28 protein-coding genes are annotated in these 25,593 nt (G+C 70.6%); 4 read left to right on the top strand and 24 right to left on the bottom strand.

All coding sequences use genetic code 11. The features are described from left to right. Window positions 1-9 precede the first annotated feature (9 nt). Window positions 10-552, top strand: a complete 543-nt coding sequence (locus AB0L56_RS01020; RefSeq protein ID WP_365417513.1) for a hypothetical protein — start codon at window positions 10-12, stop codon at window positions 550-552. Window positions 553-575: 23 nt separating this feature from the next. On the opposite strand, the gene AB0L56_RS01015 is transcribed toward AB0L56_RS01020, so the two are convergent. From AB0L56_RS01015 to AB0L56_RS00970, 10 genes are all read right to left on the bottom strand, one after another. After that, window positions 576-749, bottom strand: coding sequence for a hypothetical protein (locus AB0L56_RS01015; RefSeq protein WP_361036946.1), 174 nt, complete (start codon window positions 747-749; stop codon window positions 576-578). 144 nt (window positions 750-893) lie between these two features. Then, window positions 894-1,421 (bottom strand): tRNA (adenosine(37)-N6)-threonylcarbamoyltransferase complex ATPase subunit type 1 TsaE, encoded by a 528-nt coding sequence (gene tsaE, locus AB0L56_RS01010; protein WP_361036944.1) that lies wholly within the window; start codon window positions 1,419-1,421, stop codon window positions 894-896. Continuing rightward, window positions 1,393-2,619, bottom strand: coding sequence for an alpha/beta hydrolase (locus AB0L56_RS01005; RefSeq protein WP_365417510.1), 1,227 nt, complete (start codon window positions 2,617-2,619; stop codon window positions 1,393-1,395). Before AB0L56_RS01005 ends, tsaE begins: the two co-directional genes overlap by 29 nt. Next, a complete protein-coding gene (gene alr, locus AB0L56_RS01000) occupies window positions 2,616-3,782 on the bottom strand; it encodes an alanine racemase (RefSeq protein WP_365417507.1) in 1,167 nt (388 codons plus the stop codon). Before alr ends, AB0L56_RS01005 begins: the two co-directional genes overlap by 4 nt. A gap of 96 nt (window positions 3,783-3,878) precedes the next feature. Next, complete coding sequence (locus AB0L56_RS00995; protein WP_365417504.1) at window positions 3,879-5,312, bottom strand: NAD(P)H-hydrate dehydratase; 1,434 nt, start codon at window positions 5,310-5,312, stop codon at window positions 3,879-3,881. Between the two features lie 135 nt (window positions 5,313-5,447). Beyond that, the gene (locus AB0L56_RS00990; RefSeq protein WP_361036982.1) at window positions 5,448-6,284 is read right to left on the bottom strand and encodes an RNA polymerase sigma factor SigF; all 837 of its coding nucleotides are present in this window, start codon (window positions 6,282-6,284) and stop codon (window positions 5,448-5,450) included. Window positions 6,285-6,507: 223 nt separating this feature from the next. After that, window positions 6,508-6,879 (bottom strand): holo-ACP synthase, encoded by a 372-nt coding sequence (locus AB0L56_RS00985; protein WP_361036934.1) that lies wholly within the window; start codon window positions 6,877-6,879, stop codon window positions 6,508-6,510. A gap of 47 nt (window positions 6,880-6,926) precedes the next feature. After that, window positions 6,927-7,460: a DUF3515 family protein gene (locus tag AB0L56_RS00980; protein ID WP_365417501.1), complete on the bottom strand. Its 534-nt coding sequence runs from the start codon at window positions 7,458-7,460 to the stop codon at window positions 6,927-6,929. Between the two features lie 71 nt (window positions 7,461-7,531). Beyond that, window positions 7,532-9,379, bottom strand: a complete 1,848-nt coding sequence (gene glmS, locus AB0L56_RS00975; RefSeq protein WP_365417498.1) for a glutamine--fructose-6-phosphate transaminase (isomerizing) — start codon at window positions 9,377-9,379, stop codon at window positions 7,532-7,534. Window positions 9,380-9,487: 108 nt separating this feature from the next. Beyond that, a complete protein-coding gene (locus AB0L56_RS00970; protein WP_365417495.1) occupies window positions 9,488-10,267 on the bottom strand; it encodes a hypothetical protein in 780 nt (259 codons plus the stop codon). Between the two features lie 206 nt (window positions 10,268-10,473). Between AB0L56_RS00970 and coaA the strand changes: the two genes are divergently transcribed. Both coaA and AB0L56_RS00960 read left to right on the top strand, forming a co-directional pair. Further along, the gene (gene coaA, locus AB0L56_RS00965) at window positions 10,474-11,442 is read left to right on the top strand and encodes a type I pantothenate kinase (RefSeq protein WP_361036980.1); all 969 of its coding nucleotides are present in this window, start codon (window positions 10,474-10,476) and stop codon (window positions 11,440-11,442) included. 78 nt (window positions 11,443-11,520) lie between these two features. Further along, on the top strand, window positions 11,521-12,468 hold the full coding sequence (locus AB0L56_RS00960) for a DUF389 domain-containing protein (protein WP_365417493.1): 948 nt from the start codon (window positions 11,521-11,523) through the stop codon (window positions 12,466-12,468). A 584-nt stretch (window positions 12,469-13,052) separates the two neighbouring features. On the opposite strand, the gene glmM is transcribed toward AB0L56_RS00960, so the two are convergent. The 4 genes from glmM to AB0L56_RS00940 form a co-directional block, all read right to left on the bottom strand. Next, window positions 13,053-14,411, bottom strand: coding sequence for a phosphoglucosamine mutase (gene glmM, locus AB0L56_RS00955; RefSeq protein WP_365417490.1), 1,359 nt, complete (start codon window positions 14,409-14,411; stop codon window positions 13,053-13,055). A gap of 344 nt (window positions 14,412-14,755) precedes the next feature. Next, a complete protein-coding gene (rpsI, locus tag AB0L56_RS00950; RefSeq protein WP_361036923.1) occupies window positions 14,756-15,268 on the bottom strand; it encodes a 30S ribosomal protein S9 in 513 nt (170 codons plus the stop codon). Between the two features lie 42 nt (window positions 15,269-15,310). Beyond that, complete coding sequence (rplM, locus tag AB0L56_RS00945) at window positions 15,311-15,754, bottom strand: 50S ribosomal protein L13 (protein ID WP_190166836.1); 444 nt, start codon at window positions 15,752-15,754, stop codon at window positions 15,311-15,313. A 205-nt stretch (window positions 15,755-15,959) separates the two neighbouring features. Next, the gene (locus tag AB0L56_RS00940; RefSeq protein WP_365417485.1) at window positions 15,960-17,222 is read right to left on the bottom strand and encodes a glycosyltransferase 87 family protein; all 1,263 of its coding nucleotides are present in this window, start codon (window positions 17,220-17,222) and stop codon (window positions 15,960-15,962) included. A gap of 74 nt (window positions 17,223-17,296) precedes the next feature. Between AB0L56_RS00940 and AB0L56_RS00935 the strand changes: the two genes are divergently transcribed. Then, window positions 17,297-18,178: a hypothetical protein gene (locus tag AB0L56_RS00935; protein ID WP_361036919.1), complete on the top strand. Its 882-nt coding sequence runs from the start codon at window positions 17,297-17,299 to the stop codon at window positions 18,176-18,178. Window positions 18,179-18,197: 19 nt separating this feature from the next. Here the strand turns inward: AB0L56_RS00935 and truA are convergent, their stop codons facing one another. The 10 genes from truA to secY all read right to left on the bottom strand — a co-directional run bounded on the left by truA (window position 18,198) and on the right by secY (window position 25,550). Beyond that, window positions 18,198-19,055, bottom strand: a complete 858-nt coding sequence (truA, locus tag AB0L56_RS00930; protein WP_365417483.1) for a tRNA pseudouridine(38-40) synthase TruA — start codon at window positions 19,053-19,055, stop codon at window positions 18,198-18,200. Between the two features lie 79 nt (window positions 19,056-19,134). Next, entirely contained in the window at window positions 19,135-19,626 is a 492-nt protein-coding gene (rplQ, locus tag AB0L56_RS00925) for a 50S ribosomal protein L17 (RefSeq protein ID WP_361036915.1), read from the bottom strand. Between the two features lie 190 nt (window positions 19,627-19,816). Further along, window positions 19,817-20,839 (bottom strand): DNA-directed RNA polymerase subunit alpha, encoded by a 1,023-nt coding sequence (locus AB0L56_RS00920; protein ID WP_003966937.1) that lies wholly within the window; start codon window positions 20,837-20,839, stop codon window positions 19,817-19,819. A 155-nt stretch (window positions 20,840-20,994) separates the two neighbouring features. Next, window positions 20,995-21,399, bottom strand: coding sequence for a 30S ribosomal protein S11 (rpsK, locus tag AB0L56_RS00915; RefSeq protein WP_003956432.1), 405 nt, complete (start codon window positions 21,397-21,399; stop codon window positions 20,995-20,997). Window positions 21,400-21,464: 65 nt separating this feature from the next. Continuing rightward, complete coding sequence (gene rpsM, locus AB0L56_RS00910) at window positions 21,465-21,845, bottom strand: 30S ribosomal protein S13 (protein ID WP_004984507.1); 381 nt, start codon at window positions 21,843-21,845, stop codon at window positions 21,465-21,467. 194 nt (window positions 21,846-22,039) lie between these two features. Beyond that, a complete protein-coding gene (rpmJ, locus tag AB0L56_RS00905; protein WP_003974245.1) occupies window positions 22,040-22,153 on the bottom strand; it encodes a 50S ribosomal protein L36 in 114 nt (37 codons plus the stop codon). Between the two features lie 60 nt (window positions 22,154-22,213). Further along, on the bottom strand, window positions 22,214-22,435 hold the full coding sequence (gene infA, locus AB0L56_RS00900; RefSeq protein WP_003948620.1) for a translation initiation factor IF-1: 222 nt from the start codon (window positions 22,433-22,435) through the stop codon (window positions 22,214-22,216). Window positions 22,436-22,587: 152 nt separating this feature from the next. Continuing rightward, the gene (gene map, locus AB0L56_RS00895) at window positions 22,588-23,424 is read right to left on the bottom strand and encodes a type I methionyl aminopeptidase (RefSeq protein ID WP_365417480.1); all 837 of its coding nucleotides are present in this window, start codon (window positions 23,422-23,424) and stop codon (window positions 22,588-22,590) included. A 159-nt stretch (window positions 23,425-23,583) separates the two neighbouring features. Beyond that, window positions 23,584-24,237 (bottom strand): adenylate kinase, encoded by a 654-nt coding sequence (locus AB0L56_RS00890; RefSeq protein WP_361036910.1) that lies wholly within the window; start codon window positions 24,235-24,237, stop codon window positions 23,584-23,586. Continuing rightward, on the bottom strand, window positions 24,237-25,550 hold the full coding sequence (gene secY, locus AB0L56_RS00885) for a preprotein translocase subunit SecY (protein ID WP_361036908.1): 1,314 nt from the start codon (window positions 25,548-25,550) through the stop codon (window positions 24,237-24,239). Before secY ends, AB0L56_RS00890 begins: the two co-directional genes overlap by 1 nt. Between the last annotated feature and the right edge of the window lie 43 nt (window positions 25,551-25,593).

The following is a 25,593-nucleotide window of genomic DNA, read 5'->3' as shown; positions in this document are numbered from 1 at the left end:
GTGACGGCGGTGGCAGGCACCAGCTCGTTGATCGTGGCGGGGCTGACCGCGACTGCCCTCGCGACGATCGGCTACCTCGGCCACCAGGCGGCGGTGAACGTCCCGCCCGAGCTGCGCCGCCCGGCGGCCGCGGTGGCCGTGCGCAAGGCGTTCCCGCGCCACGACTCCCGCACCGTGCTGCCCGCCCGGTCGGGGGTGGGCGAGCGGGTCGTGTACTCCCTGGGCGCCGACCGGGTGTGGCTGGTGGACGAAGGGGGCAAGGTGCGGCGCACCTTCGGGGTCAGCCCCAGCACGGTCGACCCGGCGCCGGGTTCCTACCGGGTCACCTCCCGGTCCGGGGAGGTCACCGGATCGGACGGGGTTCCGGTCGAGCACGTCGTGCGGTTCGCCACCGTCGGGGACACGGCGATCGGGTTCAGCGCGGCGCTGGACGGTTCCGCACCGGTGCTCGACCCCCGGGAGCGGACGGGCGGCATCCGCGAGACGCGCGCGGACGGCGCGGCGATGTGGAAGTTCGCGACGATCGGGCGGACGGTTGTCGTCGTGCCGTGAGACTTTGCCGTCGAGATGCGGAACTACGCCGCCTTGCGGTGGCCGCGCACCTGCTCGGGGCGCGGCGGCTCGGGGGCGCGCGGCGGGGTGGAGACCGCCGCGGCCGCGGCGCACGCGGCCAGCAGATCACGCAGGGGCACCCCGGGAAGCGACTGCGGCTGCGCCGTGGACTCACGGGAGTTCTGAGGGGCCGGCATGGACGCCTCCTGTGGGCCGGGGGCGGACGTAGTTAGGCAGACCTAACTACGAACTGGATACCATGTGACCACGCCGGAGACCCCGAGCGCAACAGTTTGCCGACGCCATGTCGGAAACATGGCGCGGCGCTCCCTGGAACCCCGTCAGGCCGACAGCGCGCTCAGGCCGGTTCCCGCCCAGCGCTCGCCCAGGCCGGTGACGGTCACCCGCCGCACCTCGTCCGTGGTGTCGCCGACCGCGCGGTGGATGACGATCTGGAGGCGGTCGTCGGTCAGCTCCTCGACCTTGCCCTCGCCCCATTCCACGGCGATCACCGAATCGGGCAGGGAGACGTCGAGGTCCAGGTCCTCCATCTCGTCCAGCCCGCCGGAGAGCCGGTACGCGTCGACGTGGACCAGCGGCGGTCCGTCCCCCAGCGACGGGTGCACGCGGGCGATCACGAACGTCGGCGAGGTGACCGCGCCCCGTACGCCGAGCCCTTCGCCCAGTCCCCGGGCCAGCGTCGTCTTCCCGGCGCCCAGTTCGCCCGAGAGCAGCAGGAGGTCACCCGCCCGCAGCAGTTTGGCGAGCCTGCGCCCCAGTTCGCGCATCTGCTCGGGGGAGGTGACGGTCAGCTCGACGGAGGGCGCGGCCGGCCGCGGTTCAGCCGGGTTGTGCGGTGCTGCTTCCATAGCCACCCACGGTAGTCGCAGCGGGCACCGCTCCCGCGCGGGCGAGCAGGTCGGCGAGGCGGTCGGTGACCACCTCCGGGTGCTCCAGCATCACCAGATGCCCCGCGTCCGGCACCAGCACCAGCTCCGCGTCGGGGAGCAGACCGGCGATCTCCTCGCTGTGCTCGCTGGGCGTGACCAGGTCCTGCACCCCGGCCAGCACCAGCACCGGCAGTCCGGCGAAGTGGGCGAGGGCCTCGGTCTTCTCGTGGTCGTTGAACGCCGGATAGTACTCGGCGACCACATCGATCGGCGTGCCCTCGATCATCCGCTCGGCGAACCGGGCGACGGCCGGGTCCACGTCCCGGGACGCGAACGAGTACCGCTTGATGACCCCGGCGAACAGGTCCGCGGTGGCCCGGCGCCCCTTCTCCACCAGTTCGGCCCGCTGTCCCAGCGCCTTCAGCACACCCGGCAGCACCCGCCGCACCGCGTTGACGCCGGCCACCGGCAGCCCGAAGTTGACCTCCCCGAGCCGCCCCGACGACGTACCGACCAGGGCGACGCCCACGCACCGCTCCCGGATCAGCTCCGGGTACTGGTCGGCGAGGGCCATCACCGTCATGCCGCCCATGGAGTGACCGACCAGCACGACGGGCCCCTTGGGCGCCGCGGCGTCGATGACGGCCTTCAGATCGCGCCCCAGCTGTTCGATGCTGACCGGCTCACCGCGTTCCACCTGCGCCGCGCCCCTCGCCGAACGGCCGTGGCTGCGCTGGTCCCAGTACACGCTCCGTACGACGCCCCGGAGCGCGGCCCGCTGGAAGTGCCAGGAATCCTGGTTGAGGCAGTAGCCGTGGCTGAAGACGACGGTGACCGGGGCCGGGGCCTTGCGGCCGAACAGCCGGCGCCGCCGCGCGGGCGTCGCCTCGGGGTCGGGGTCGGGGTCGTCGATCTCGTAGTACAGCTCTGTGCCGTCGTCGGCGTACGCCCTGCCCGGGGTGCCACGCAGGGAGCCGTACGGTCCGGCGGAGTCGAGGGCGAGCCTGGCCCTCTTCCGCATGCCCCGGCCGACCGTCATCCGCTCTATGGCGACACCCGCGGCGGCTCCGGTGGCGAGCACGCCTATCGCTATGCCGGCGACACCGGTGGCCCGGCGCCAGCCACCGCGGGACACCTCGGCCGCGGAGACTGCGGCCCCCGCGATGCTCTCGCTCACGTACCGCTCCCCTCATGTGCGTCATCGACGTAGACGCGCGGAACGCGGTTTCCGATCCGGGTGACGATCTCGTACGCGATGGTCCCGGCCGCCTTCGCCCAGTCCTCGGCGGTGGGCTCGCCGCGGTCGCCGGGGCCGAAGAGGACGGCCTCGGCGCCCGGGCCCGGGTCGTCACCGCCCAGGTCGACGACGAACTGGTCCATGGCGACCCGCCCCGCGACCGTGCGCCACTTGCCCTCGACGAGCACCGGCCCGGTGGAGGAGGCGTGGCGTGGGATGCCGTCCGCGTACCCGAGCGGGACCAGGCCAAGAGTGGTCGCGCCGGACGTGACGTAGTGATGGCCGTAGCTGACGCCGTGGCCTTCGGGAACGCGCTTCACCAGCGCGAGGGAGGCGGCCAGGGTCATCACCGGGCGCAGTCCGAAGTCGGCGGGGAGGCCGATCTCGGGGCTGGGCGAGACGCCGTACATCGCGATGCCGGGACGGACGAGGTCGAAGTGGCTCTCGGGAAGGGTGAGGGTGGCGGGCGAGTTGGCGATGTGGCGCACCTCGGGGTCGACGCCCTGCCGCTCCGCGTACGCCACCATCTCCCGGAAGCGGTTCAGCTGGGCGGTGATGGAGGGGTGCCCGGGCTCGTCGGCGCAGGCGAAGTGGGACCACAGGCCGGTGATCCGCAGCAGTCCCGCGGCCTCGGCGCGCAGGGCGCCCGCGACCAGCTCCGCCCAGTCGCCGGGCTGGCAGCCGCCGCGGCCGAGCCCGGTGTCCGCCTTGAGCTGCACCCGCGCGGGCAGGCCCGCCGAACGGGCCGCCCGGATGACCTCGTCCAGCGCCCACAGGCCGCTCAGGGACACGTCGATCCCGGCCTCGATCGCCTCCCGCCAGGGTCCCCCGGGCGTCCACAGCCAGCACATGATCCGTACGTCGTCCGGCAGCCCGGCCTCGGGTGCGCGCAGCGCGAGCGCCTCCTGCGGGGTGGCGGTGCCCAGCCAGGCGGCCCCGGCCTCGACGGCCGCCCGGGCGCAGGCGACGGCGCCGTGTCCGTACGCGTCGGCCTTGACGACGGCCATGAAGGCGGCACCGGGCGCACGCTCCCGCAGGGCCCGCACATTGGCCCGCACAGCGGCCAGATCGATCTCGGCACGGGCCCGCACTGTCTCGTTCATCGGCCCCAGTGTCTCAGAGCCCCCGGAGGCAGCCCCTCCGGCGTTCGAGAAGCGGGGGCCCGGGGACGGGACGGGGCGGCGGGGACCCTCGTACCCTCACCCCCGCATCACACTCCGCCACGCCTCCACGATCCCCGACGCCACATCCTGCGCCCCCACCGGCGCCCCGTCCGCCCTCAGCCGCCCCGCCAGCCCGTGCAGATACGCCGCCACACTCCCCGCGTCCACCGTCGACAGCCCCGCCGCCAGCAGCGACCCCGCGAACCCCGACAGCACATCCCCGCTGCCCGCCGTGGCCAGCCACGGCGTCCCCGTCGGATTCACCCGTACGGGACCCCCGCCGACCCCGGCCACCAGGGTCGTGGACCCCTTCAGCAGCACCGTCGCCGAGTACCGCCCGGCCAGTTCCCGCACCGCGGACAGCCGCCCGCCCTCGACCTCCTCCCGCTCCACACCGAGCAGCGCGGCGGCCTCCCCCGCGTGCGGGGTCATCAGCGTCGGCGCACGCCGCGCCCGTACCGCCGCCGGGTCCGCCAGCCGCAGCCCGTCCGCGTCGATCAGCACCGGCACGTCCGCCGCCAGCACCTCCGCGACCGTCGCCGCGTCGTCCCCGACGCCGGGGCCGACCACCCATGCCTGCACACGCCCCGCGTGCTTCGGCCCCCGGTCCGACACGAGGGTCTCGGGAAAGCGCGCGATCACGGCCTGCCCGGCCGGGCCGACGTACCGCACGGCCCCCGCACCGCCCCGCAGCGCGCCCGCCACCGCGAGCACCGCGGCCCCCGGATAGCGGGCGGATCCGGCGGCGATGCCGACCACGCCCCGCCGGTACTTGTCGGTCTCGGCGGCCGGCACCGGCAGCAGCCGGGCCACGTCCGCATGCTGCAGCGCCTCCAGTTCCGGAACCGGTGGCAGCGACAGCCCGATGTCGACCAGCCGCACCGACCCGGCGTGCTCCCGCGCCGGATCGATCAGCAGCCCGGGCTTGTGCGTCCCGAAGGTCACCGTGAGATCCGCGCGGACCGCCCTGCCCCGCACCTCGCCGGTGTCGGCGTCGATCCCGCTCGGCAGGTCGACGGCGACCACGGCCGCCCGCGCCCGTTCGGCGGCCTCGGCAAGGGGTACGGCCGCCGGGCGCAGCCCGCCCTTGCCGCCGATCCCGACGATGCCGTCGACGACGAGATCCGCCCGTTCGACGAGGGCCTCGGCCCCGTCCGCCCCCGTCACCCGGCCCCCGGCCCGGCGCAGCGCCTCGAGCCCGCCGGCGTGGGCCCGCTCCGGCGCGAGCAGCACCGCGCTCACCCCCGCGCCGCGCCGGGCCAGCCGGGCGCCGGCGTACAGGGCGTCGCCGCCGTTGTCCCCGCTGCCGACCAGCAGCACGACCCTGCTGCCGTACACCCGCCCCAGGGCATCCGCGCAGGCCGCGGCGAGTCCGGCGGCGGCGCGCTGCATCAGCGCCCCCTCCGGCAGCCGTGCCATCAGTTCCCGCTCCGCCGTCCTGACCGTCTCCACGCTGTACGCAGTCCGCATGCGTCCGAGTCTCCCGTACGGGTGGGACCGGATCCCGTATCGGCGGAGCCGTTCGCCTGACGCATCGCCATGACGGACGCGGGGTGCGGCTCACCGAGCCGCACCCCGTGCGTAGGTCCTGCGCGCGCCGCCGCCTCAGGCGGTGCTGAGCATCCCCGCGCGCAGCCGCTTCAGCGTGCGGGAGAGCAGGCGCGACACATGCATCTGGGAGCAGCCCAGCCGCTCGCCGATCTCCGCCTGCGTCAGCTCCTCCACGAACCGCCAGTGGACGATCTTGCGCTCACGCTCGTCGAGTTCGGCGATCATCGGGGCGAGCGCGTGGAAGTCCTCGACGAGTTCCAGCGCGGCGTCCTCGGTGCCGATGAAGTCCGCGAGCACGCTCTCGCCGTCCGGCTCGCTGCCGATGGCGGCGTCCAGCGACGCGGAGTTGTAGCCGTTGGAGGCGATCCGGGCCTCGTTGACCTCTTCCTCGGTCAGGCTCATCAGCTGCGCGAGCTCGGCGGTCGTGGGCGTACGGCCCAGCCGGCTGCGCAGTTCCTCGGTGGCGCGGGCGAGCTGCACCCGGGCCTCCTGGAGCCTGCGCGGCACATGCACGGACCACGAGGTGTCCCGGAAGAACCGCTTGATCTCGCCGACGATGTAGGGGATCGCGAAGGAGGTGAACTCCACCTCGCGGGAGAGCTCGAACCGGTCGATCGCCTTGATCAGCCCGATCATGCCGACCTGGACGATGTCCTCCATCTCCTCCGGACCGCGGCTGCGGAACCGGCCCGCCGCGTAGCGGACGAGGGACATGTTCATCTCGATCAGCGTGTTGCGCGCGTACTGGTACTCGTGCGTGCCCTCTTCCAGCTCGGTCAGCCTGCGGAAGAACTGCTTGGACAGCTCTCGTGCGTCCTGCGGCGCGACCTGGCCGGGTTCGGCGACCTCCGGCAGCTCGGTCACGCTCAGAGCTCGGTCGGTCCGCGCCATCGTCGACGTCACAGTCACCCCTCCTCGTGAATCGGCCCCGCTCCGGGCACCGGCTCCTCGCGTCTACCCCCGTCCGGCCGATACACGCATGGCAGTCACCGACGGCGGTTCCGTACCAAGCGTACGAGGGCGAAGACGATGGTGAGCACGGCGGCCACAACGAGGAACACATCACCCCATACCGGCAGGTCCACCCCGACCCCGGGGAAGGCGAACAACGGTCTCACCCTTCCGCGACGACAACCGCCGAGGCCACCCCGGCATCATGACTGAGCGACACATGCCAGGACCGTACGCCCAGTTCGGCGGCGCGGGCGGCCACCGTCCCCTTGACCCGCAGCCGCGGCTGCCCGCTGTCCTCGCACCACACCTCGGCGTCGGTCCAGTACAGCCCCACGGGCGCCCCGAGCGCCTTGGCCAGCGCCTCCTTGGCGGCGAACCGCGCGGCGAGGGAGGCGACACCGCGCCGCTCACCGCTGGGCAGCAGCAGTTCGCTCTCCAGGAAGAGCCGCCGGGCCAGTCCGGGCGTCCGCTCCAAGGACGCCGCGAAACGCTCGACCTCGGCCACGTCGATCCCGACTCCGATGATGCTCATACGGGAACCCTACGGCGGCCCGCCGGTCCGGCCCCCCGAAGCAGCCCCTACAGGATGTCGCCGACCCCGACGCATTTACGCTGCTGCGGAATCGGCTCCACGGAATCGTTCAGATCGACGAGGACGCCGCCGACGTCCTGCCGCGGGCCGTCATAGGTCACTTCCACCGCCGGAGAGCGCCCGTAGGTGGTGAGCACACTCACACCGTCCGCTTTCAGCCTGTCCTCGTCCAGCACCCAGTCGACCCCGTCGGCCGTCACACAGAGATTCACATTGGGCTGGAGTTCAGCGACTCCGCAGCGGAGTGTCAGCGAGCGGTCGCCCCAGGAGGCGACACCGTCCCCGAGGGCCCAGTCCCGCGACCGGCCGCCGGCCTTCTCCGGCAGCCGGTCCACGACGTCGGAACACTCCGGGTCGCCGCCGCGCGGCGCGGAGTCGATCCGGTGGGAGTCCACAACCAGGAAACCGGCCACCAGAACAGCCGCCGCGAGCCCGCCGACCGCCACCCGCACGGGGGTGAGCGCCCTGCGCATCATCCGTAGCCGCGGTTCCCGGGATACTTCCTGTTCCGCCTGTTCCACGGCTCCATCCTTCACCACCGGAACCCGCGGCCGCACACCCGCCCCCACCTGGGCCGCCGCGTGACCGCCGCCTACTCCACCGTCACCGACTTCGCGAGGTTGCGCGGCTGGTCCACCTCGTTGCCCCGGGCCGTCGCCAGCTCGCACGCGAACACCTGCAACGGCACCGTCGCCACCAGCGGCTGGAGCAGCGTCGGGGCCACCGGGATCCGGACCAGATGGTCCGCGTACGGCACCACCGCCTCGTCCCCCTCCTCCGCGATGACGATCGTCCGCGCACCGCGCGCCCGGATCTCCTGGATGTTGGAGACGATCTTGTCGTGGAGAACGGACCGCCCCCTCGGCGACGGGACGACCACCACCACCGGCAGGTCGTCCTCGATCAGCGCGATCGGACCGTGCTTCAGCTCACCCGCCGCGAAGCCCTCCGCGTGCATGTAGGCGAGCTCCTTCAGTTTCAGCGCCCCTTCCAGCGCCACCGGGTAGCCCACGTGCCGGCCCAGGAACAGCACGGTGTTCTTCCCCGCCAGCGACCGGGCCAGTTCCCGCACCGGCTCCATGGTCTCCAGAACCCGGTCGACCGCACCGGAGATCGAGGACAGATCCCGCACCACCGCGCTGATCTCGTCGGCCCACTTGGTGCCCCGCACCTGGCCCAGGTACAGGGCGACCAGATAGCAGGCGACCAGTTGGGTCAGGAATGCCTTGGTGGAGGCGACCGCGACCTCCGGCCCGGCGTGCGTGTACAGCACCGCGTCCGACTCGCGCGGGATGGTGGAGCCGTTGGTGTTGCAGATCGCCAGCACGTGCGCGCCCTGCTCGCGGGCATGCCGCACCGCCATCAGCGTGTCCATGGTCTCGCCGGACTGCGAGATGGCGACGACCAGGGTCTGCTGGTCGAGGATGGGGTCCCGGTAACGGAACTCGCTCGCCAGTTCCACCTCGCACGGGATCCGCGTCCAGTGCTCGATGGCGTACTTGGCGATCAGCCCGGCGTGGAAGGCCGTACCGCAGGCGACGATGACGACCTTGTCGACCTCGCGCAGCACACTCGCCGGAATCCGGACCTCGTCCAGCGTCAGCGAACCCGACGCGTCGATGCGGCCCAGCAGGGTGTCGGCGACGGCCTTCGGCTGCTCGGCGATCTCCTTGAGCATGAAGTAGTCGTAGCCGCCCTTCTCGGCGGCGGAGGCGTCCCAGTCGACGTGGTATTCGCGGATGTCGGCCGCGCCGCCGTCGAAGTCGGTGACCGTCACCGCGTCCCGGCGCAGCTCGACCACCTGGTCCTGGCCCAGCTCGATCGCCTCGCGGGTGTGCGCGATGAAGGCGGCGACATCGGAGGCGAGGAACGCCTCCCCGTCCCCCACGCCCACCACGAGCGGCGAGTTGCGGCGCGCGCCGACGACCACGTCCGGCTCGTCGGCGTGCACGGCGACCAGGGTGAAGGCGCCCTCCAGCCGCCGGCACACCAGCCGCATCGCCTCGGCGAGGTCGGCGCAGGCGGAGAACTCCTCGGCGAGCAGATGGGCGACGACCTCGGTGTCCGTCTCGGAGTGCAACTCGTGACCGCGCCCGGCCAGTTCCTCGCGCAGGGCCGCGAAGTTCTCGATGATGCCGTTGTGGACGACGGCGACCCGGCCCGCGTTGTCGATATGCGGATGGGCGTTGGCGTCGGTCGGACCGCCGTGCGTCGCCCAGCGGGTGTGTCCGATCCCGGTCGTCCCGGCCGGCAGCGGCCGGTCGGCCAGCTCCTTCTCCAGATTGACCAGCTTCCCGGCCTTCTTCGCCGTGGCCAGTCCGCCGTCGGCCTGCACGGCGACGCCCGCCGAGTCGTAGCCCCGGTACTCCAGTCGCTTCAGTCCGGCCGTCACGACGTCCAGCGCCGACTGCGACCCCACGTATCCCACGATTCCGCACATGCCCGGCAGCCTACGGTCCATCAGCCGCCGAAAAAGGCCTCCGCCTGCCCGAAATCGGAAATTCCCACCGGTGCGCGAGGCACCGGTGGGAAGGAAACGCGGGGAACGTCAGCTGAGCTTCCCGACCTGGGCGGCGACGACGTCCGCCGGGACGTCGAAGTCCTCGCCGGTGGCCATGGCGGCAAGGTTCACCGCGCTGAACGACACGAGGGTGGACCCCTTGCGCACCACGACGATCTTGTTAGCCGCCTTGACGTCCTCGTCGGCGGCCACAGTCAGGGTGATCGCGGTGCCCTCGTCGCCGCCCTCGGGCGCGGCGGTGGTGGCGACCTTGACGACCTTGGCCTCCTCACCAGCGACGGTGGCCTTGAAGCCGCCCGCGCACTTCTCGGCGGCGGTCGCCAGACCCTTCATCGCCTGGGCGGCGCCCTCGCCGTCGTAGGAGGCGAGGTTGATCAGCATCTTGTCCACGTCGAGGGAGGCCATCAGGGCCTCCTCCGGGTCCGTGCCGGCGGAGGGCTTGGTGGGCTCGCCCGTCCAGGAGCGCTTCACGGTCGCGGCGGGCTCGCCCTGGGCGACACCGGCCTGGGCGTGGGCCAGCGGAAGACAGGCGGGGTCGTCCGACGTGACCTGGTCCTCGGCGATGTCGTCCGTCGCCGGGAGCTTGGTGGCGACCTTGCCGCTCTTGACGTCCGACTGGGCGAGCGCGGCCTTCTCCAGCTCGGCGGCGGTGGCCGCCTTGCCCGCCGGCGCGGCGGAGGCGGTCGAGTCGGCCTTGCCCTTGCCCTCGTCGGCCTTGTCACCGGAGCCACCGCAGGCGGTGACGAGGAGGGCGAGCGCGGCGGCGGAGGCGGCGAGCACGGTACGACGGACGGCGCTGGTTCTCACGGGGGACTCTTTCTCGAAGGTGGCGGAGGAATCCGCATCGCATTTGCGCGCACTGTAATGACAGGGACCGGCCAAATGATCTTCCAGCGGCCACCCGGTACCCGACCGTGATCAGCACGTGATCCGGCGAACGGGCGTGACGCAGCCCACCTGTCGCCCCGTTCGAACTCCGTTAACAATGGACTGTGATCTCTCCGGTCTCCTCGATGCCCCGGAGCGCCCACCGGCAGCGGCCGGAGGCGACTCCCTACGTCGACCTCACCCGCGCCGAGTGGAGCGCGCTGCGCGACAAGACCCCACTGCCGCTGTCGGCCGCCGAGGTCGAGCGGCTGCGCGGTCTCGGTGACGTCATCGACCTCGACGAGGTACGGGACATCTACCTGCCGCTCTCCCGGCTGCTCAACCTCTACGTCGGCGCCACCGACGGTCTGCGGGGCGCGCTGAACACGTTCCTCGGCGAGCAGGGCTCCCAGTCGGGCACGCCGTTCGTCATAGGGGTCGCCGGTTCCGTGGCCGTCGGCAAGTCCACGGTGGCCCGGCTGCTGCGCGCCCTGCTGTCCCGCTGGCCGGAGCACCCGCGCGTGGAGCTGGTCACCACGGACGGCTTCCTGCTGCCGACCAGGGAGCTCCAGGCACGCGGCCTGATGTCGCGCAAGGGGTTCCCCGAGTCCTACGACCGCCGGGCGCTCACGCGTTTCGTCGCCGACATCAAGGCGGGCAAGGGCGAGGTCACGGCCCCGGTCTACTCCCACCTCATCTACGACATCGTCCCCGGCGAGAAGCTCACCGTGCGCCGGCCGGACATCCTGATCGTCGAGGGGCTCAACGTTCTCCAGCCGGCCCTGCCCGGGAAGGACGGCCGTACGCGGGTGGGGCTGGCCGATTACTTCGACTTCAGTGTGTACGTCGATGCGCGCGCGGAGGACATCGAGCGCTGGTATCTCCATCGCTTCAAGCGGCTGCGGGAGACGGCGTTCCAGGATCCCTCCTCGTACTTCCGGAAGTACACCCAGGTGTCCGAGGAGGAGGCGCTGGACTACGCGCGGACGATGTGGCGCACCATCAACAAGCCGAACCTGGTGGAGAACATCGCGCCCACGCGAGGCCGGGCCACTCTGGTTCTGCGCAAGGGCCCGGACCACAAGGTCCAGCGCCTGAGCCTGCGCAAACTGTGAACCGCCCGGCCAGGGACCGCGGATGAGCTCTCCACGTCCTGCCCCGGCCCACCCCCCACCGACGGCTACGCTGCCGCCATGCTGCATCTGCGTCTGATCACACCGGCCGAGCAGACCGAGGACGCTGTCCGGCTGATCGAGGGGACGATAGGGACCACGCACCTCTGCGTACTGTCGGGTGCCGCCCGCGATCCCGCCGGGGACGTCGTGATGTGCGATGTGGCCCGGGAGTCCGCCGACGACCTGCTGAGCGGCTTGCAGCGGCTCGGGCTGGACACGACCGGTTCCATCGCCGTGGAGAACGTCGATCTGATGCTGTCGGAGCGCGCGGAGCGGGCGGAGAAGGAGGCGCCGGGCGAGGGCGCGGACGCGGTGCTGTGGGAGCACCTCACCGAGGCCACCCACGAGGAGTCGACCCTGTCGGTCACCTACCTCGCGTTCCTCACGCTGGCGACCATGATCGCGGCGTGCGGTGTGGTGCTGGACAACGCGGTCCTGATCGTGGGCGCGATGGCGGTGGGCCCGGAGTTCGGCCCGCTGGCCGGCATCTCCACGGCGATGGTGCAGCGCCGGCCGCGCCTCGCGCTGCGTTCGGTGATCGCGCTGCTGGTGGGCTTCGCGGTGGCGATGGCGGTGACGGTGGGGTTCAGCCTCTTCATGGACGCGGTCGGGCTGTTCACCCAGGAGCAACTGAAGGGGGAGCGGCCGCAGACGGGCTTCGTGTACGCCCCCGACTGGTTCTCCTTCGTGGTGGCGGTACTGGCCGGAACGGCGGGCACGCTCTCGCTGACGTCCGCGAAGTCCGGAGCGCTGGTGGGGGTCGCCATCTCGGTGACGACGGTGCCGGCCGCGGCGAACGCGGCCGTGGCGCTGAGTTACGGAGACACCGTGCAGACGCGGGGTTCCACGGAGCAACTGCTGCTCAACCTGCTCGGGATCGTTCTGGCGGGAACGCTGACGCTGCTGACGCAGAAGTGGCTGTGGTCGAAGCAGCACGAACGCCTGCGGAGCCGCGGCGCTGCCTGAGCCGTGCCGGGGGCGCCCTCCAACCCGGCGCATGTGCACCGCTCCGGCGCCGGTGTGGCCCGGGGACGGGCCCTCAAACCGGTGCTTGCACCCGCCCCGGCGCCGGTGTGGCCCGGGGGAAGCCTGCGCAGCCCGGCGCCCACGGGGTGCCGTCCCGCCCACCCTCCCCCACTCTCGACTTCGCTCGAGCGGCGGGACCCCCATCGCCCTGGGGGTACCTCCCAGGCCCTTAAGGCACTGGGGGAGGCACGACTGCCCGCGGAAGCGGCCGGGTGGCTGCCCACGGAAGCAGCCGGGGGGTTGCTGCCCGCAGGAGCGGCAGGCAGGTGACCGGCCGGGACCGGCAGCGGGCGGAAGGGGACGGCCGGGGTCTTGCCGCCCGCCGACGGAAGGGGACGGGGTGGGGGTGTTCGCCCGCAGTGGCCGGCCCGTCCGCACCATCCACCCCACCAACCAACCGCAGCGCGCCGGTCCGAGGACGGACACCCTCACCCCGGCCCCGACCCACCCACCGGTCGTAGGCGCTACCCAAGCCCTCACCGAACGGAAAGCTGCGCCGCAGGCGTACGACCCGAAACCCGCACCTACCCCAGCGCCGACTTCACCACGTCCGCCAGCCGACCAGCCACCGAGCGGGCCTGGTCGATGTCCGCCGCCTCGACCATGACACGGACCAGCGGCTCCGTCCCCGAGGGGCGCAGGAGCACCCGCCCCGTCTCCCCCAGCTCGCGCTCCGCCTCACCGACCGCCGCCGTCAGCTCCGCCGACGTCTTCACCCGGGACTTGTCCACGTCCGGCACGTTGATGAGCACCTGCGGAAGCCGCTCCATCACCGACGCCAGGTCCCGCAGCGTACGCCCGGTCCCGGCGACACGCGCCGCGAGCAGCAGACCCGTCAGCGTGCCGTCACCGGTCGTCGCGTGGTCGAGGACGATGACGTGGCCGGACTGCTCGCCGCCGAGCGCGTAGCCCTTGTCCTTCATCTCCTCCAGCACATACCGGTCACCGACCGCGGTCTGCACCAGCCGGATCCCCTCCCGCTCCATGGCGAGCTTGAAACCGAGGTTGGACATCACCGTCGCGACCACGGTGTCCGACCGCAGCGCGGACCGCTCCCGCATCGCCAGCGCGAGCACCGCGAGGATCTGGTCGCCGTCGACCTCCTCACCGGTGTGGTCCACGGCCAGGCACCGGTCGGCGTCACCGTCGTGCGCGATACCCAGCGCGGCACCGTGCTCGACGACCGCGGCCTTCAGCCGGTCGAGGTGCGTCGAGCCGCACCCGTCGTTGATGTTGAGCCCGTCCGGCTCCGCACCGATGGTGACGACCTCGGCCCCGGCCCGGGTGAACGCCTCGGGCGAGACCTTCGCGGCGGCTCCGTGCGCCTCGTCGAGGACGATCCGCAGGCCGTCCAAGCGGTTCGGAAGCGCGCCGACGAGGTGGGCGACGTAGGTGTCCAGCCCTTCCTCGTAGTCCCGCACGCGGCCGACGCCCGCGCCTGTCGGGCGGTCCCAGGGCGCGCCGGTGCGGTGCTCCTCGTACACGGACTCGATCCGGTCCTCCAGCTCGTCGGCGAGCTTGTGACCGCCGCGGGCGAAGAACTTGATGCCGTTGTCCGGCATGGCGTTGTGGCTGGCGGAGAGCATCACACCGAGGTCGGCGCCGAGCGCGCCGGTGAGGTGGGCCACCGCCGGCGTCGGCAGCACACCGACGCGCAGCACGTCCACGCCCGCGCTGGCGAGGCCCGCGACGACGGCGGCCTCGAGGAACTCCCCGGAGGCGCGTGGATCACGCCCGACCACCGCGGTGGGCCGGTGCCCTTCGAACGTGCCCGCCTCGGCCAGCACGTGCGCCGCGGCGACGGACAGGCCGAGCGCCATCTCCGCCGTCAGGTCCGCGTTGGCGACACCGCGCACGCCGTCCGTGCCGAAGAGTCGTCCCACTTGTCCTCCTGAGGATGCGTCAGTATCGACAGCCGAGCCAGCGCCCCGTCACCAGGATCCTGCCGAGGCGTTGGACCCGGCCGCACGGCCGACGGTTGTGCCACTGATTGAAGCTTGTGATGTGTTCGACGGTCGTCATACGAATGCGGCTCCGCGACTCCGGACCCACACCGTTCCCGAGCCCGCCGCACGCCGCAGCAGCGGCCGCGACACGAGACCATTCGATCACACTAGCGTTTGAGCGCCTTGTGCCGTTATACGCCCACGGCAGTGAATAAACGAACGCCCCGGCAGCACTGTGGCGTGCCGCCGGGGCGTTCGGAGTACGCGCGAGCGCCCTGTGCTTAGCGCTTGCTGTACTGCGGGGCCTTGCGGGCCTTCTTCAGACCGGCCTTCTTGCGCTCGACCGCACGGTCGTCGCGCGTGAGGAAGCCGGCCTTCTTCAGCGGGCCGCGGTTGTTGTCGACGTCCGCCTCGTTCAGCGCACGGGCGACACCCAGACGGAGCGCACCGGCCTGACCGGAGACACCGCCACCCGAGATGCGGGCGACGACGTCGTAACGACCCTCGAGCTCGAGCACCTTGAAGGGCTCGTTGACTTCCTGCTGGTGCACCTTGTTCGGGAAGTAGTCCTCGAGGGTGCGACCGTTGATCTTCCACTTGCCGGAGCCCGGAACGATCCGGACGCGGGCGATCGCGTTCTTGCGGCGGCCCAGGCCGGCGGCCGGCTGGGGCTCGCCGAAGCGGGAGGCCATGGACTCCGAGGTGTACTCGCCCTCGACGGGGGCCTCGGACTCGGTGGTGTAGCTGTCGATGTCAAGCTCTTCGAGCGGCTGCTCGGCAGTGGTCTCGGCCACGATTCTCCTCAGATTCTCTTCAGTCTTAGGGGGTGGCCGGACTTACTGCGCGACCTGGGTGATCTCGAACGGCACCGGCTGCTGGGCAGCGTGCGGGTGCTGGTCGCCCGAGTAGACCTTCAGCTTCGAGAGCATCTGACGGCCCAGGGTGTTCTTGGGGAGCATGCCCTTGACGGCCTTCTCGATGGCCTTCTCGGGGTTCTTCTCCAGCAGCTCGTCATAGCGGACCGAGCGCAGACCGCCCGGGTAACCCGAGTGGCGGTACGCCATCTTCTGGGTCCGCTTGTTGCCGGAGAGGTGCACCTTGTCGGCGTTGATGATGATGACGAAGTCACCGGTGTCGACGTGGGGCGCGTAGATCGGCTTGTGCTTGCCGCGCAGGATGGAGGCCGCAGTGGAGGCCAGACGACCCAGGACGACGTCCTGAGCGTCGATGACGTGCCACTGGCGCGTCACATCGCCGGGCTTGGGGCTGTACGTACGCACGGTTCGTAGCCTTCGCTTCTTCAGTGAATGGTCCTGACAAGGTCACCGAAGACGATCGACAGCCTTGACCGCACCACGGTGACGCAAACCGCGTGCTGGTCGCTGGTCATCGGTCCGGTGGACCGGTGTAAGGGCCCCTCACGTGAGAATGAGCAAGCCACTACACACAACGAACCTGAAGAATACCCATGCTCGACCGGACGGGTCAAAACGAGCCCCGCCGCTCATCGGCCGGTACCCACCCTACGGCCGAACGCCGCCCCCTCGACTCCTCCGAAGGCTCCCCAGGCGCCTCCGGAGCCCCGCCCGCCCCGCCGGCCCCACGCGCCCCCGTGGCCCCGCGCACGGAGTGATACGCGACCGTCACCGCCAGCACACCCAGCGTGATCGCGTCCCGGAACGCCCGCCGCCGCCCCGACTCCAGCCATGGCCAGGTGATCCCCGGCAGCTGCGGCACCAGGGCGAGCCAGAACCAGGGCCGCCGGGCCACCGCACCGGCGTACGGCAGGCCGGCGAGCAGCAGCGGCAGGACGACCAGGAGGTAGTGGTTGTAGGAGGGCCGCGAGACGAGGAACGCCGACAGCATCAGCCCCGCCGAGGTCTCCGCCAGCCGCAGCGCCACCGGCCCGGGCCCCCGCCAGCGCCGGTACGCGCACACCACGCCCGCCGCGCCCGCCGCCAGGGCGAGCCCCGTGGCCGGGCCCTGGGGCAGCCCGAGGCGGGGCAGCACGGCCGCCGGCGATGCCTCGTAGAGCCGCAGAAAGGCGTCGTCGCCGGTCACCAGGAAGGGCAGAGTGCGGGTGAGGAAGCCCGTGGGGTCGGGCAGGAACAGCGCGGCGACCACCGAGGTGACCGCCGGCACCAGGACCACCAGGGCCAGCGCCGCCCACCGCCGCGCGAAGAGGAACAGCAGCGCCATCGGCAGGAGCAGCGGCTTCAGCGCCACCGCCACCCCGATGACCGCGCCCGCCGCGACCCACCGGCCCCGGCTCACCAGCAGCAGGCACAGCGGCAGTGCCAGCACGGCCGTCACCGTCCAGTTCCCCAGCCGCACCAGCTGTCCGAACGGCGCGAAGCCCGCCGCGAGGCCCAGCAGTCCGAGGGCGGCGAGCCTGCTGCGCAGCGGCACGCGGTGCAGCAGCAGCGCACAGGCCCAGCCCAGGGCAAGGGCGACGGTCACGGTCACCGGTACCAGCACATCGAGCACGGAGCGCGGCAGCAGGGCCTGCGGGACGGCGGCCATGACGGCGCTGGGAAAATAGAGGAAGTGCCGGTCGTCGTACGGCGATTCACCGTCCAGCCAGGTCCGCGCCGCGTTCACGACAATCGCGTTGTCCATGCCTCCGTCCGAGGTCACCAGCACCGTATGAACCGTCAGCGCCCCCAGCACGGCCGCGAGTCCGGCCCACGCGGAGCCGCCCGCAGGTCGTACCAACCACCCGGAGATGTCGCTTTTGCCCGTCACCATGCGGGCAACGCTAGGGCCTGCCGGGCCGGTTGAGGCGGACCAGCACACCCCTTGCCCCGTCTAAGATGCGGCCCATGAGCTTTGGGCAGGGGGGACCTCCACCGCAGTGGGATCCCTGGAAACCGAATTCCCAGCAGCCGTGGAGCGGCGGCGGCGCCGGCCAGTCACCCGACTGGGCGGCGCTCGCCGACGCGTCGGAGGCGCGCGCCAAGCGGCGCCGGCTGCTGTTCATAGGCGGCGGCGCACTCGCCACCGTCGCGATAGGCACGGCGGTGGCGGTCGCCGTCGTCTCGGCCAACGGAAGCAACCAGGCCTCCCCGGGCGCCTCCTCGCAGCTTCCCGGGGCCTCCGACCTACCGAGCCCCACGGGCACGGTCCCGTCGTTCGCCCCCACGAGCGCCCCGCCGCCGCTGGACCCGAAGGACTTCATCGCCAGCGCGAAGAAGGACAAGGCCCCGCTGAGCCCCGACATCCTCTTCCCGGGCACACAGCTGACCATGGGGGAGACGGTGTACAAGAAGGGGCCGACGGCCGACACCAAGAACTGCGCCTCGGCCGCGAAGGCCACGCTTCCGGGGGTCCTCACCGACAACGACTGCACCCGCCTGATCCGGGTCACCTACACCAAGGACAAGGTGGCGGTGACGGTCGGCGTGGCCGTCTTCGACACCGAGGCCCAGGCGAGCAAGGCCAAGCAGCAGGCCGACAAGAAGAGCATCATCAAGTCGCTGTCGGGGGGCGGCGTCAAGGACTTCTGCGTCGGCGCGGTCTGCCGCTCGACGACCAACTCCTACGGCCGCTACGCCTACTTCACACTGGCCGGCTTCACGGACGGCAAGGACGTGACGACGAAGGACCAGGCCGTCTTCGCCACCGGCGACGACCTCCAGGAGTTCACGTTCCGTCAGATCCGCCGCAGGGGCGAGGCCCAGGCGTCGGCGGCGGCGAACGAGTAGCGCCGCCGCCGGGACGGGATCAGCAGCAGCCGGCCGCCGGCAGGGACCGCTTGTTGCGGGCCGCCCTGCCGCGGGCGGCCAGCAGCTCGTCGGCCGGGTAGCCGACCTCCTCCAGGGTCAGGCCGTGCGGGCGTACGACATGGACGGCGGAGTCCCGTACGCCCGCCGCGAGGACCTTCGCGGGCCAGTCCGGCGGACGGTGGCCGTCGCCGACGAACAGCAGCGCGCCGATCAGCGAGCGCACCATGTTGTGGCAGAAGGCGTCCGCGCGGACGGTCGCCGTGATGATCCCGTCGTCGCCCCGCTCCAGACGCAGCTCCTGGAGCGTGCGGATGGTCGTCGCGCCCTCGCGTCGCTTGCAGTACGCGGCGAAGTCGTGCTCCCCCAGCAGCCCGCGCGCGGCCTCGTTCATGGCGTCGACGTCGAGCGGCCAGTCGTGCCACAGCACATGGCTCCGCAGCAGCGGGTCCACTCCCCCGGGGTTGTCGGTGACCCGGTAGGCGTAGCGCCGCCAGATCGCGGAGAACCGCGCGTCGAAACCGGCGGGCGCCTCCCTGAGCGCCCACACCCGCACATCCCGCGGCAGCCGTCCGGCGAGCCGCTTCAGCAGTTTCGTGTGGTGCTCGGCCCACACCTCCCGCGGCAGATCGACATGCGCGACCTGCCCCCGGGCATGGACACCGGCGTCGGTCCGCCCCGCCACGGTGAGCTCGTACGTCGTCCCGCCGGACCGTGTCACGGTCCGCAGCGCGTCCTCGATCTCCCCCTGCACGGTCCGCCGGCCGCCGGCCTGCTTGGCCCAGCCGGAGAACTCGGTCCCGTCGTAGGACAGGTCCAGACGGACCCGTACGAACCCTGGCTGCACTTCGTCACTCACACCGCGATCCTCTCACCCGCACGGACACACGAGAGCGGGCCCGCCCCCCGGAAGGGGACAGGCCCGCTCAGGCAGAGCCTCAGGCGTCCTTGGACTCGTCGTCCTTGGTCACCTCGGCCGGGGCCTCGACGGCCTCGTCCTTCTTGAGGGCGTCTTCCTTGACCGCGCGCTTCGTCGCGGCCTCGGCCTCGCCGACCGCCGACTGCTGCACGGTCAGCGCCTCGACCAGCTCGATGACGGCCATGGGCGCGTTGTCGCCACGGCGGTTACCGATCTTGGTGATGCGGGTGTAGCCGCCGGGACGGTTCTCGTACCGCGGGCCGATCTCGGTGAAGAGCGTGTGGACGATGCTCTTGTCCGTGATGACCTGGAGCACCTGACGGCGGTTGTGAAGGTCGCCCTTCTTCGCCTTGGTGACCAGACGCTCGGCGTACGGACGCAGCTTGCGCGCCTTCGCCTCGGTGGTGGTGATGCGGCCGTGCTCGAAAAGCGACTTCGCGAGGTTCGCGAGCATGAGCTTCTCGTGCGCGGCGCTGCCGCCCAGACGGGCACCCTTGGTGGGCCTCGGCATGATGTCTCTCCTGTGTGTCTGCCCCGGCCGTATCAGGTACCGGGGTCAGTATCCGAGCAGGCGGTCGCCTGTCGGAGATCCGGGCGCCGTCTCGGACGCCCGGAGGGTCCGCGCCCCAAAGGGGCGCGGGGAACTGCGCGACCGGCCACAACCGGCCCGCAGCCGCAGTACGGCCCTCCTCCCGGAGCGCTCAGTACTGCTCGGTCTCCACGAACCCGGCGTCCGCGTCGTCGTCCGCCCCGAAGGCGTCCGCCGCAGCGGTCGGGTCGAACCCGGGAGGCGAGTCCTTGAGCGCCAGGCCCATGCCCGCCAGCTTCGCCTTGACCTCGTCGATGGACTTCGCACCGAAGTTGCGGATGTCCAGCAGGTCGGCCTCGCTGCGCGCGACGAGCTCACCCACGGAGTGGATGCCCTCACGCTTGAGGCAGTTGTACGACCGGACGGTGAGCTCCAGCTCCTCGATCGGCAGCGCAAGATCGGCGGCGAGCGCGGCGTCCGTCGGGGACGGACCCATGTCGATGCCCTCGGCGTCGATGTTGAGCTCACGGGCGAGGCCGAACAGCTCGACGAGCGTCTTACCGGCCGACGCCATGGCGTCGCGCGGACGCATCGCCTGCTTGGTCTCGACGTCGACGATCAGCTTGTCGAAGTCGGTGCGCTGCTCGACACGGGTCGCCTCGACCTTGTAGGTGACCTTGAGGACCGGCGAGTAGATCGAGTCGACCGGGATGCGGCCGATCTCCTGACCGACCTGCTTGTTCTGCACAGCGGAGACGTAACCGCGGCCACGCTCGACCGTCAGCTCCATCTCCAGCTTGCCCTTGCCGTTGAGCGTGGCGAGGACGAGGTCGGGGTTGTGCACCTCGACACCGGCCGGGGGCGCGATGTCGGCGGCGGTGACCAGACCCGGGCCCTGCTTGCGCAGGTACATCACGACCGGCTCGTCGTGCTCCGAGGAGACGACCAGCTGCTTGATGTTGAGGATCAGGTCGGTGACGTCCTCCTTGACGCCCGGCACGGTGGTGAACTCGTGCAGGACGCCGTCGATGCGGATGCTGGTGACAGCAGCGCCGGGGATCGACGACAGGAGGGTGCGGCGGAGGGAGTTGCCGAGGGTGTAGCCGAAGCCCGGCTCCAGCGGCTCGATCACGAACCGGGAGCGGAATTCGTCGACGACCTCTTCGGTCAACGAGGGACGCTGAGCGATCAGCATGTGTGGATCAGATCCTTCTTTCGTGGACGCCCGCTATTTGACGTCCGACGGAAACCGCACCCGGTGAAAAGTGCGGGTACTGCAAGGGTACGGGCGATACGGCCCTTGCGAGCCGTACCGCCCGGAACCCGAGGCCGAACGAAGCGGCCGTGGCGTCAGACGCGGCGGCGCTTCGGCGGGCGGCAGCCGTTGTGCGGGGTCGGGGTGACGTCCTGGATGGAGCCGACCTCGAGGCCCGTGGCCTGCAGGGAACGGATCGCGGTCTCACGACCGGAGCCCGGGCCCTTGACGAACACGTCGACCTTGCGCATGCCGTGCTCCTGGGCGCGGCGGGCAGCCGACTCGGCGGCCATCTGCGCGGCGAACGGCGTGGACTTCCGGGAACCCTTGAAGCCGACGTGGCCGGCGGAGGCCCAGGAGATCACGTTGCCGGACGGGTCCGTGATCGAGACGATCGTGTTGTTGAACGTGCTCTTGATGTGCGCGTGGCCGTGAGCGACGTTCTTCTTTTCCTTGCGGCGCACCTTCTTGGCAGCGCCCTGACGTCCCTTGGGGGGCATCTCTTATCTCCTACGGGAGGTGGTCGGTCCTACAGCGAAGACCGTGGACAGACGTCCGCTGTGGACTACTTCTTGCCCGGCTTCTTCTTGCCGGCGATGGCGCGACGCGGGCCCTTGCGGGTACGCGCGTTGGTGCTGGTGCGCTGACCGCGGACGGGCAGACCGCGACGGTGACGCAGACCCTGGTAGGTGCCGATCTCGACCTTGCGGCGGATGTCGGCCTGGATCTCGCGACGGAGGTCACCCTCGGTCTTGATGTTGTTGTCGACGTACTCGCGGATCGCGACGAGCTGCTCCTCGGAGAGGTCGCGAACGCGGGTGTTCGGGTCGACGCCGGTGGCGGCCAGCGTCTGCTGCGAAAGGGTCCGGCCGATGCCGAACACGTAGGTGAGGGCGATCTCCACGCGCTTTTCGCGCGGGATGTCAACACCGGAAACGCGTGCCATTCAATGGCTCCAGTTGGTTGTCGGAGGTCTTCCACAGGGCCGACTCCCAGCCGCCGTACCAGGTACGAACTGGGTCCCCGGCCTCCGAGCCGGGGGTGTCGAGCCGTACACGGCTCGGGACCTGCGTATGAACGTGTGTTGCTCGCGTCGCGCGAAGTTCTGCGGAAGGCGCAGAGGGTGGATCAGTGCTGCGGTCAGCCCTGGCGCTGCTTGTGGCGCGGGTTGTCGCAGATGACCATGACCCGGCCGTGACGGCGGATCACCCTGCACTTGTCGCAGATCTTCTTGACGCTCGGCTTGACCTTCATGGGATGTGAGGTTCTCCGGGTCAGTGCCATCACCCCGGCGGACCGGGGCGCGGGCAAGATCTACTTGTACCGGTAGACGATCCGGCCACGCGTCAGGTCGTACGGAGACAGCTCCACCACGACCCGGTCGTCAGGGAGGATGCGGATGTAGTGCATACGCATCTTGCCGCTGATGTGTGCCAGGACCTGGTGGCCGTTCTGGAGCTCCACCTTGAACATCGCGTTCGGAAGAGACTCGACGACAGTGCCCTCGATCTCGATGGCACCTTGCTTCTTGGCCACGCTTCGCCCTTCGAATCGACTACCTTGATCGACTCCGGCGTGCACCGTGGTGAGCACATGCGGACATGCGGGTGCACAAGAGCCGACGAGTCAGTCTACGTCAGCGCACCCGGAAAACACGAATCGAAAAGTCTGCCCCATCGAGCTGATCCTTAACCGAGCGGGTCCGGGGCGGCCGTGATCCCCATCTCCGCCAGCTTGGCCTTGCCGCCGTCGGGAGCCGTCAGGACCAGGGGTCCCTGCTCGGTGAGGGCGACGGAGTGCTCCCAGTGCGACGACCAGGTGCCGTCGGTGGTGATCACGGTCCAGTCGTCGGAGAGCACCTCCGTCTTCGGGGTGCCCAGGGAGACCATCGGCTCGATGGCGAGGCAGAAGCCGGGGACCAGCCGGGGGCCCTTGCCCCGCTTGCGCTCGACGTAGTTCAGCAGGTGCGGGTCCATGTGCATCTCGGTGCCGATGCCGTGGCCGCCGTAGTCCTCGATGATCCCGTACTTGCCGCCGCCCGGCTTGGGCTGGCGGCGGATGTACGTCTCGATCGCCCGGGAGACGTCGACGAGCCGGTTGCCCTGCTTCATGGCCGCGATGCCGGCCCACATCGACTCCTCGGTCACCCGGGACAGCTCGATCAGCTCCGGGGAGTGACCGGACCCGACGAACGCCGTGTAGGCGGCGTCACCGTGCCAGCCGTCGACGATCGCGCCGCAGTCGACGGAGATGACGTCACCATCCTTGAGGACGACGTCGTCGGAGGGGATGCCGTGGACCACGACCTCGTTCACGGAGGTGCAGATCGTCGCCGGGAAACCGCCGTAGCCGAGGAAGTTCGGCTGGGCGTTGTGCTCGGCGAGCACCTTGCGGGCGACCAGGTCCAGATCCTTCGTCGTGGCCCCGGGCACGGCGGCCTCCCGCGTGGCCGCGTGGATGGCGGCGACGACCAGCCCCGCCTCACGCATCTTGGCGATCTGCTCAGGGCTCTTGATCTGCACCATGGGGACGACGGCCTTTCTGGGACCACGGGGGATGACGAACGCTTCCAACGATACGGGGCACGATCCACGGCCGGCCGTGCCACCGTCCCGCTCGTCCCCCGGCAGACCACAGCCGCGGCCCTCGAGCGAAGGACCGCGGCTGCAATCGACGTACAAGAACTACTTCACGCTCTTCAGCGCCTCCAGCGCCCGCTTGGTGACCTCGTCGACCGGCCCCAATGCGGAGATGGTCACGACCAGCCCCTGCGCCCGGTAGTAGTCGATGATCGGCTCGGTCTGCGTGTGGTAGACCTCCAGCCGCTTGCGCACCGTCTCCTCGGAGTCGTCGTCGCGCTGGTACAGCTCGCCACCACACACGTCGCACACGCCCTCCTGCGCCGGCGGGCTGTACGTCACATGGAAGACGTGCGACGAGTCCTTGCGGCAGACCCGGCGCCCGGCGATCCGCTTGACGACCTCGTCCTCGGGGACTTCCAGGTCGAGTACGGCATCCAGCTTGACGCCCTCGGTCTGCAGCAGCTCGTCCAGCGCCTTGGCCTGCGACACATTGCGCGGGAAGCCGTCCAGCAGGAAGCCGGCCTGGGCGTCAGGCTGCTGCATGCGGTCCTTGGCCATGGCGATGGTGACCTCGTCGGGGACGAGATTGCCCGCGTCCATGTACGACTTCGCGAGCTTCCCGAGTTCGGTCTGCCGGCTGATGTTGGCGCGGAATAGGTCACCGGTGGAGATGTGCGGGATGCGCAGTTTCTCGGCAAGGCGGGTGGCCTGCGTACCTTTTCCAGCACCCGGCGGCCCGACGAGGACAATTCGCATCAGCGGAGGAACCCTTCGTAATTGCGCTGCTGGAGCTGGCTCTCGATCTGCCTCACCGTCTCGAGACCCACACCCACGATGATCAGGATGCTGGTCCCGCCGAACGGGAAGTTCTGGTTTGCCCCGAAACCAGCCAACGCCATTGTCGGCACGAGAGAGATCAGGCCCAAGTACAGCGAACCCGGCCAGGTGATCCGGTTGAGTACGTAGCTGAGGTACTCAGCGGTCGGTCGGCCAGCCCGGATGCCCGGGATGAAGCCACCATACTTCTTCATGTTGTCGGCGACTTCCTCGGGGTTGAAGGAGATCGCGACGTAGAAGAAGGCGAAGAACACGATGAGCAGGAAGTACAGGATGATGTGCGGCGTCGCCCCCGGGTCCGCCAGGTTCTTCTCGATCCAGGTCTTCCAGCCGGCGTTGCCGCTCGAGAACTGGGCGACCAGCGCCGGGATGTAGAGCAGCGACGCGGCGAAGATGACGGGGATCACACCCGCCTGGTTCACCTTCAGCGGGATGTACGTCGACGTGCCGCCGTAGGAGCGGCGGCCGACCATCCGCTTGGCGTACTGCACGGGGATCCGGCGCTGGGCCTGCTCGACGAAGACGACCAGACCGACCATGACGAAGCCCACGAGCATGACGGTGCCGAACTCGATCCAGCCGCCGGCGAGGCTGCCCTGCTCCTTGATGGCCCACAGGGCGGAGGGGAAGGTCGCGGCGATCGAGATGAACATCAGGATCGACATGCCGTTGCCGATGCCGCGGTCGGTGATCAGCTCACCGAGCCACATGACCGCGGCCGTACCGGCGGTCATGGTGATCACCATGGTGACGGTGACGAAGATCGACTGGTCCGGGACGATCTGGCTCGCGACCGGGCAGCCCTGGAACAGGGCGCCACTGCGGGCGGTGGCCACCAGGCCGGTGCCCTGCAGGATGGCGAGCGCGACCGTGAGGTAACGGGTGTACTGCGTGATCTTCGCCGTACCGGCCTGACCCTCCTTCTTGAGGGCTTCCAGGCGCGGGATCACCACCGTCAGCAGCTGCAGAATGATGGCCGCGGTGATGTACGGCATGATGCCCAGCGCGAAGATCGTGATCTGGAGCAGCGCGCCGCCGCTGAACATGTTCACCAGACCGAACAGACCCGAATTGGCCTCGGCGTTGTCGATACAGGTCTGGACGTTGCGGTAGTCGACGCCCGGAATGGGAACGTTTGTACCGACGCGGTACACCACGATGATGCCGAGCGTGAAGAGCAGCTTCTTGCGCAGGTCGGGCGTCTTGAACGCCCGGGCGAACGCGGTGAGCACGGTGCCTCCTGCGACCCCCCGCGCAACTGCGTCAAGGGTGACG

Origin of the sequence: Streptomyces sp. NPDC052079, assembly GCF_040680275.1 — a bacterium.
In the GTDB taxonomy this organism is placed as follows: Bacteria; Actinomycetota; Actinomycetes; order Streptomycetales; family Streptomycetaceae; genus Streptomyces.
The sequence above is the reverse complement of the archived record's forward strand: the minus strand, read 5'-3'. Positions and strand labels throughout refer to the sequence as shown.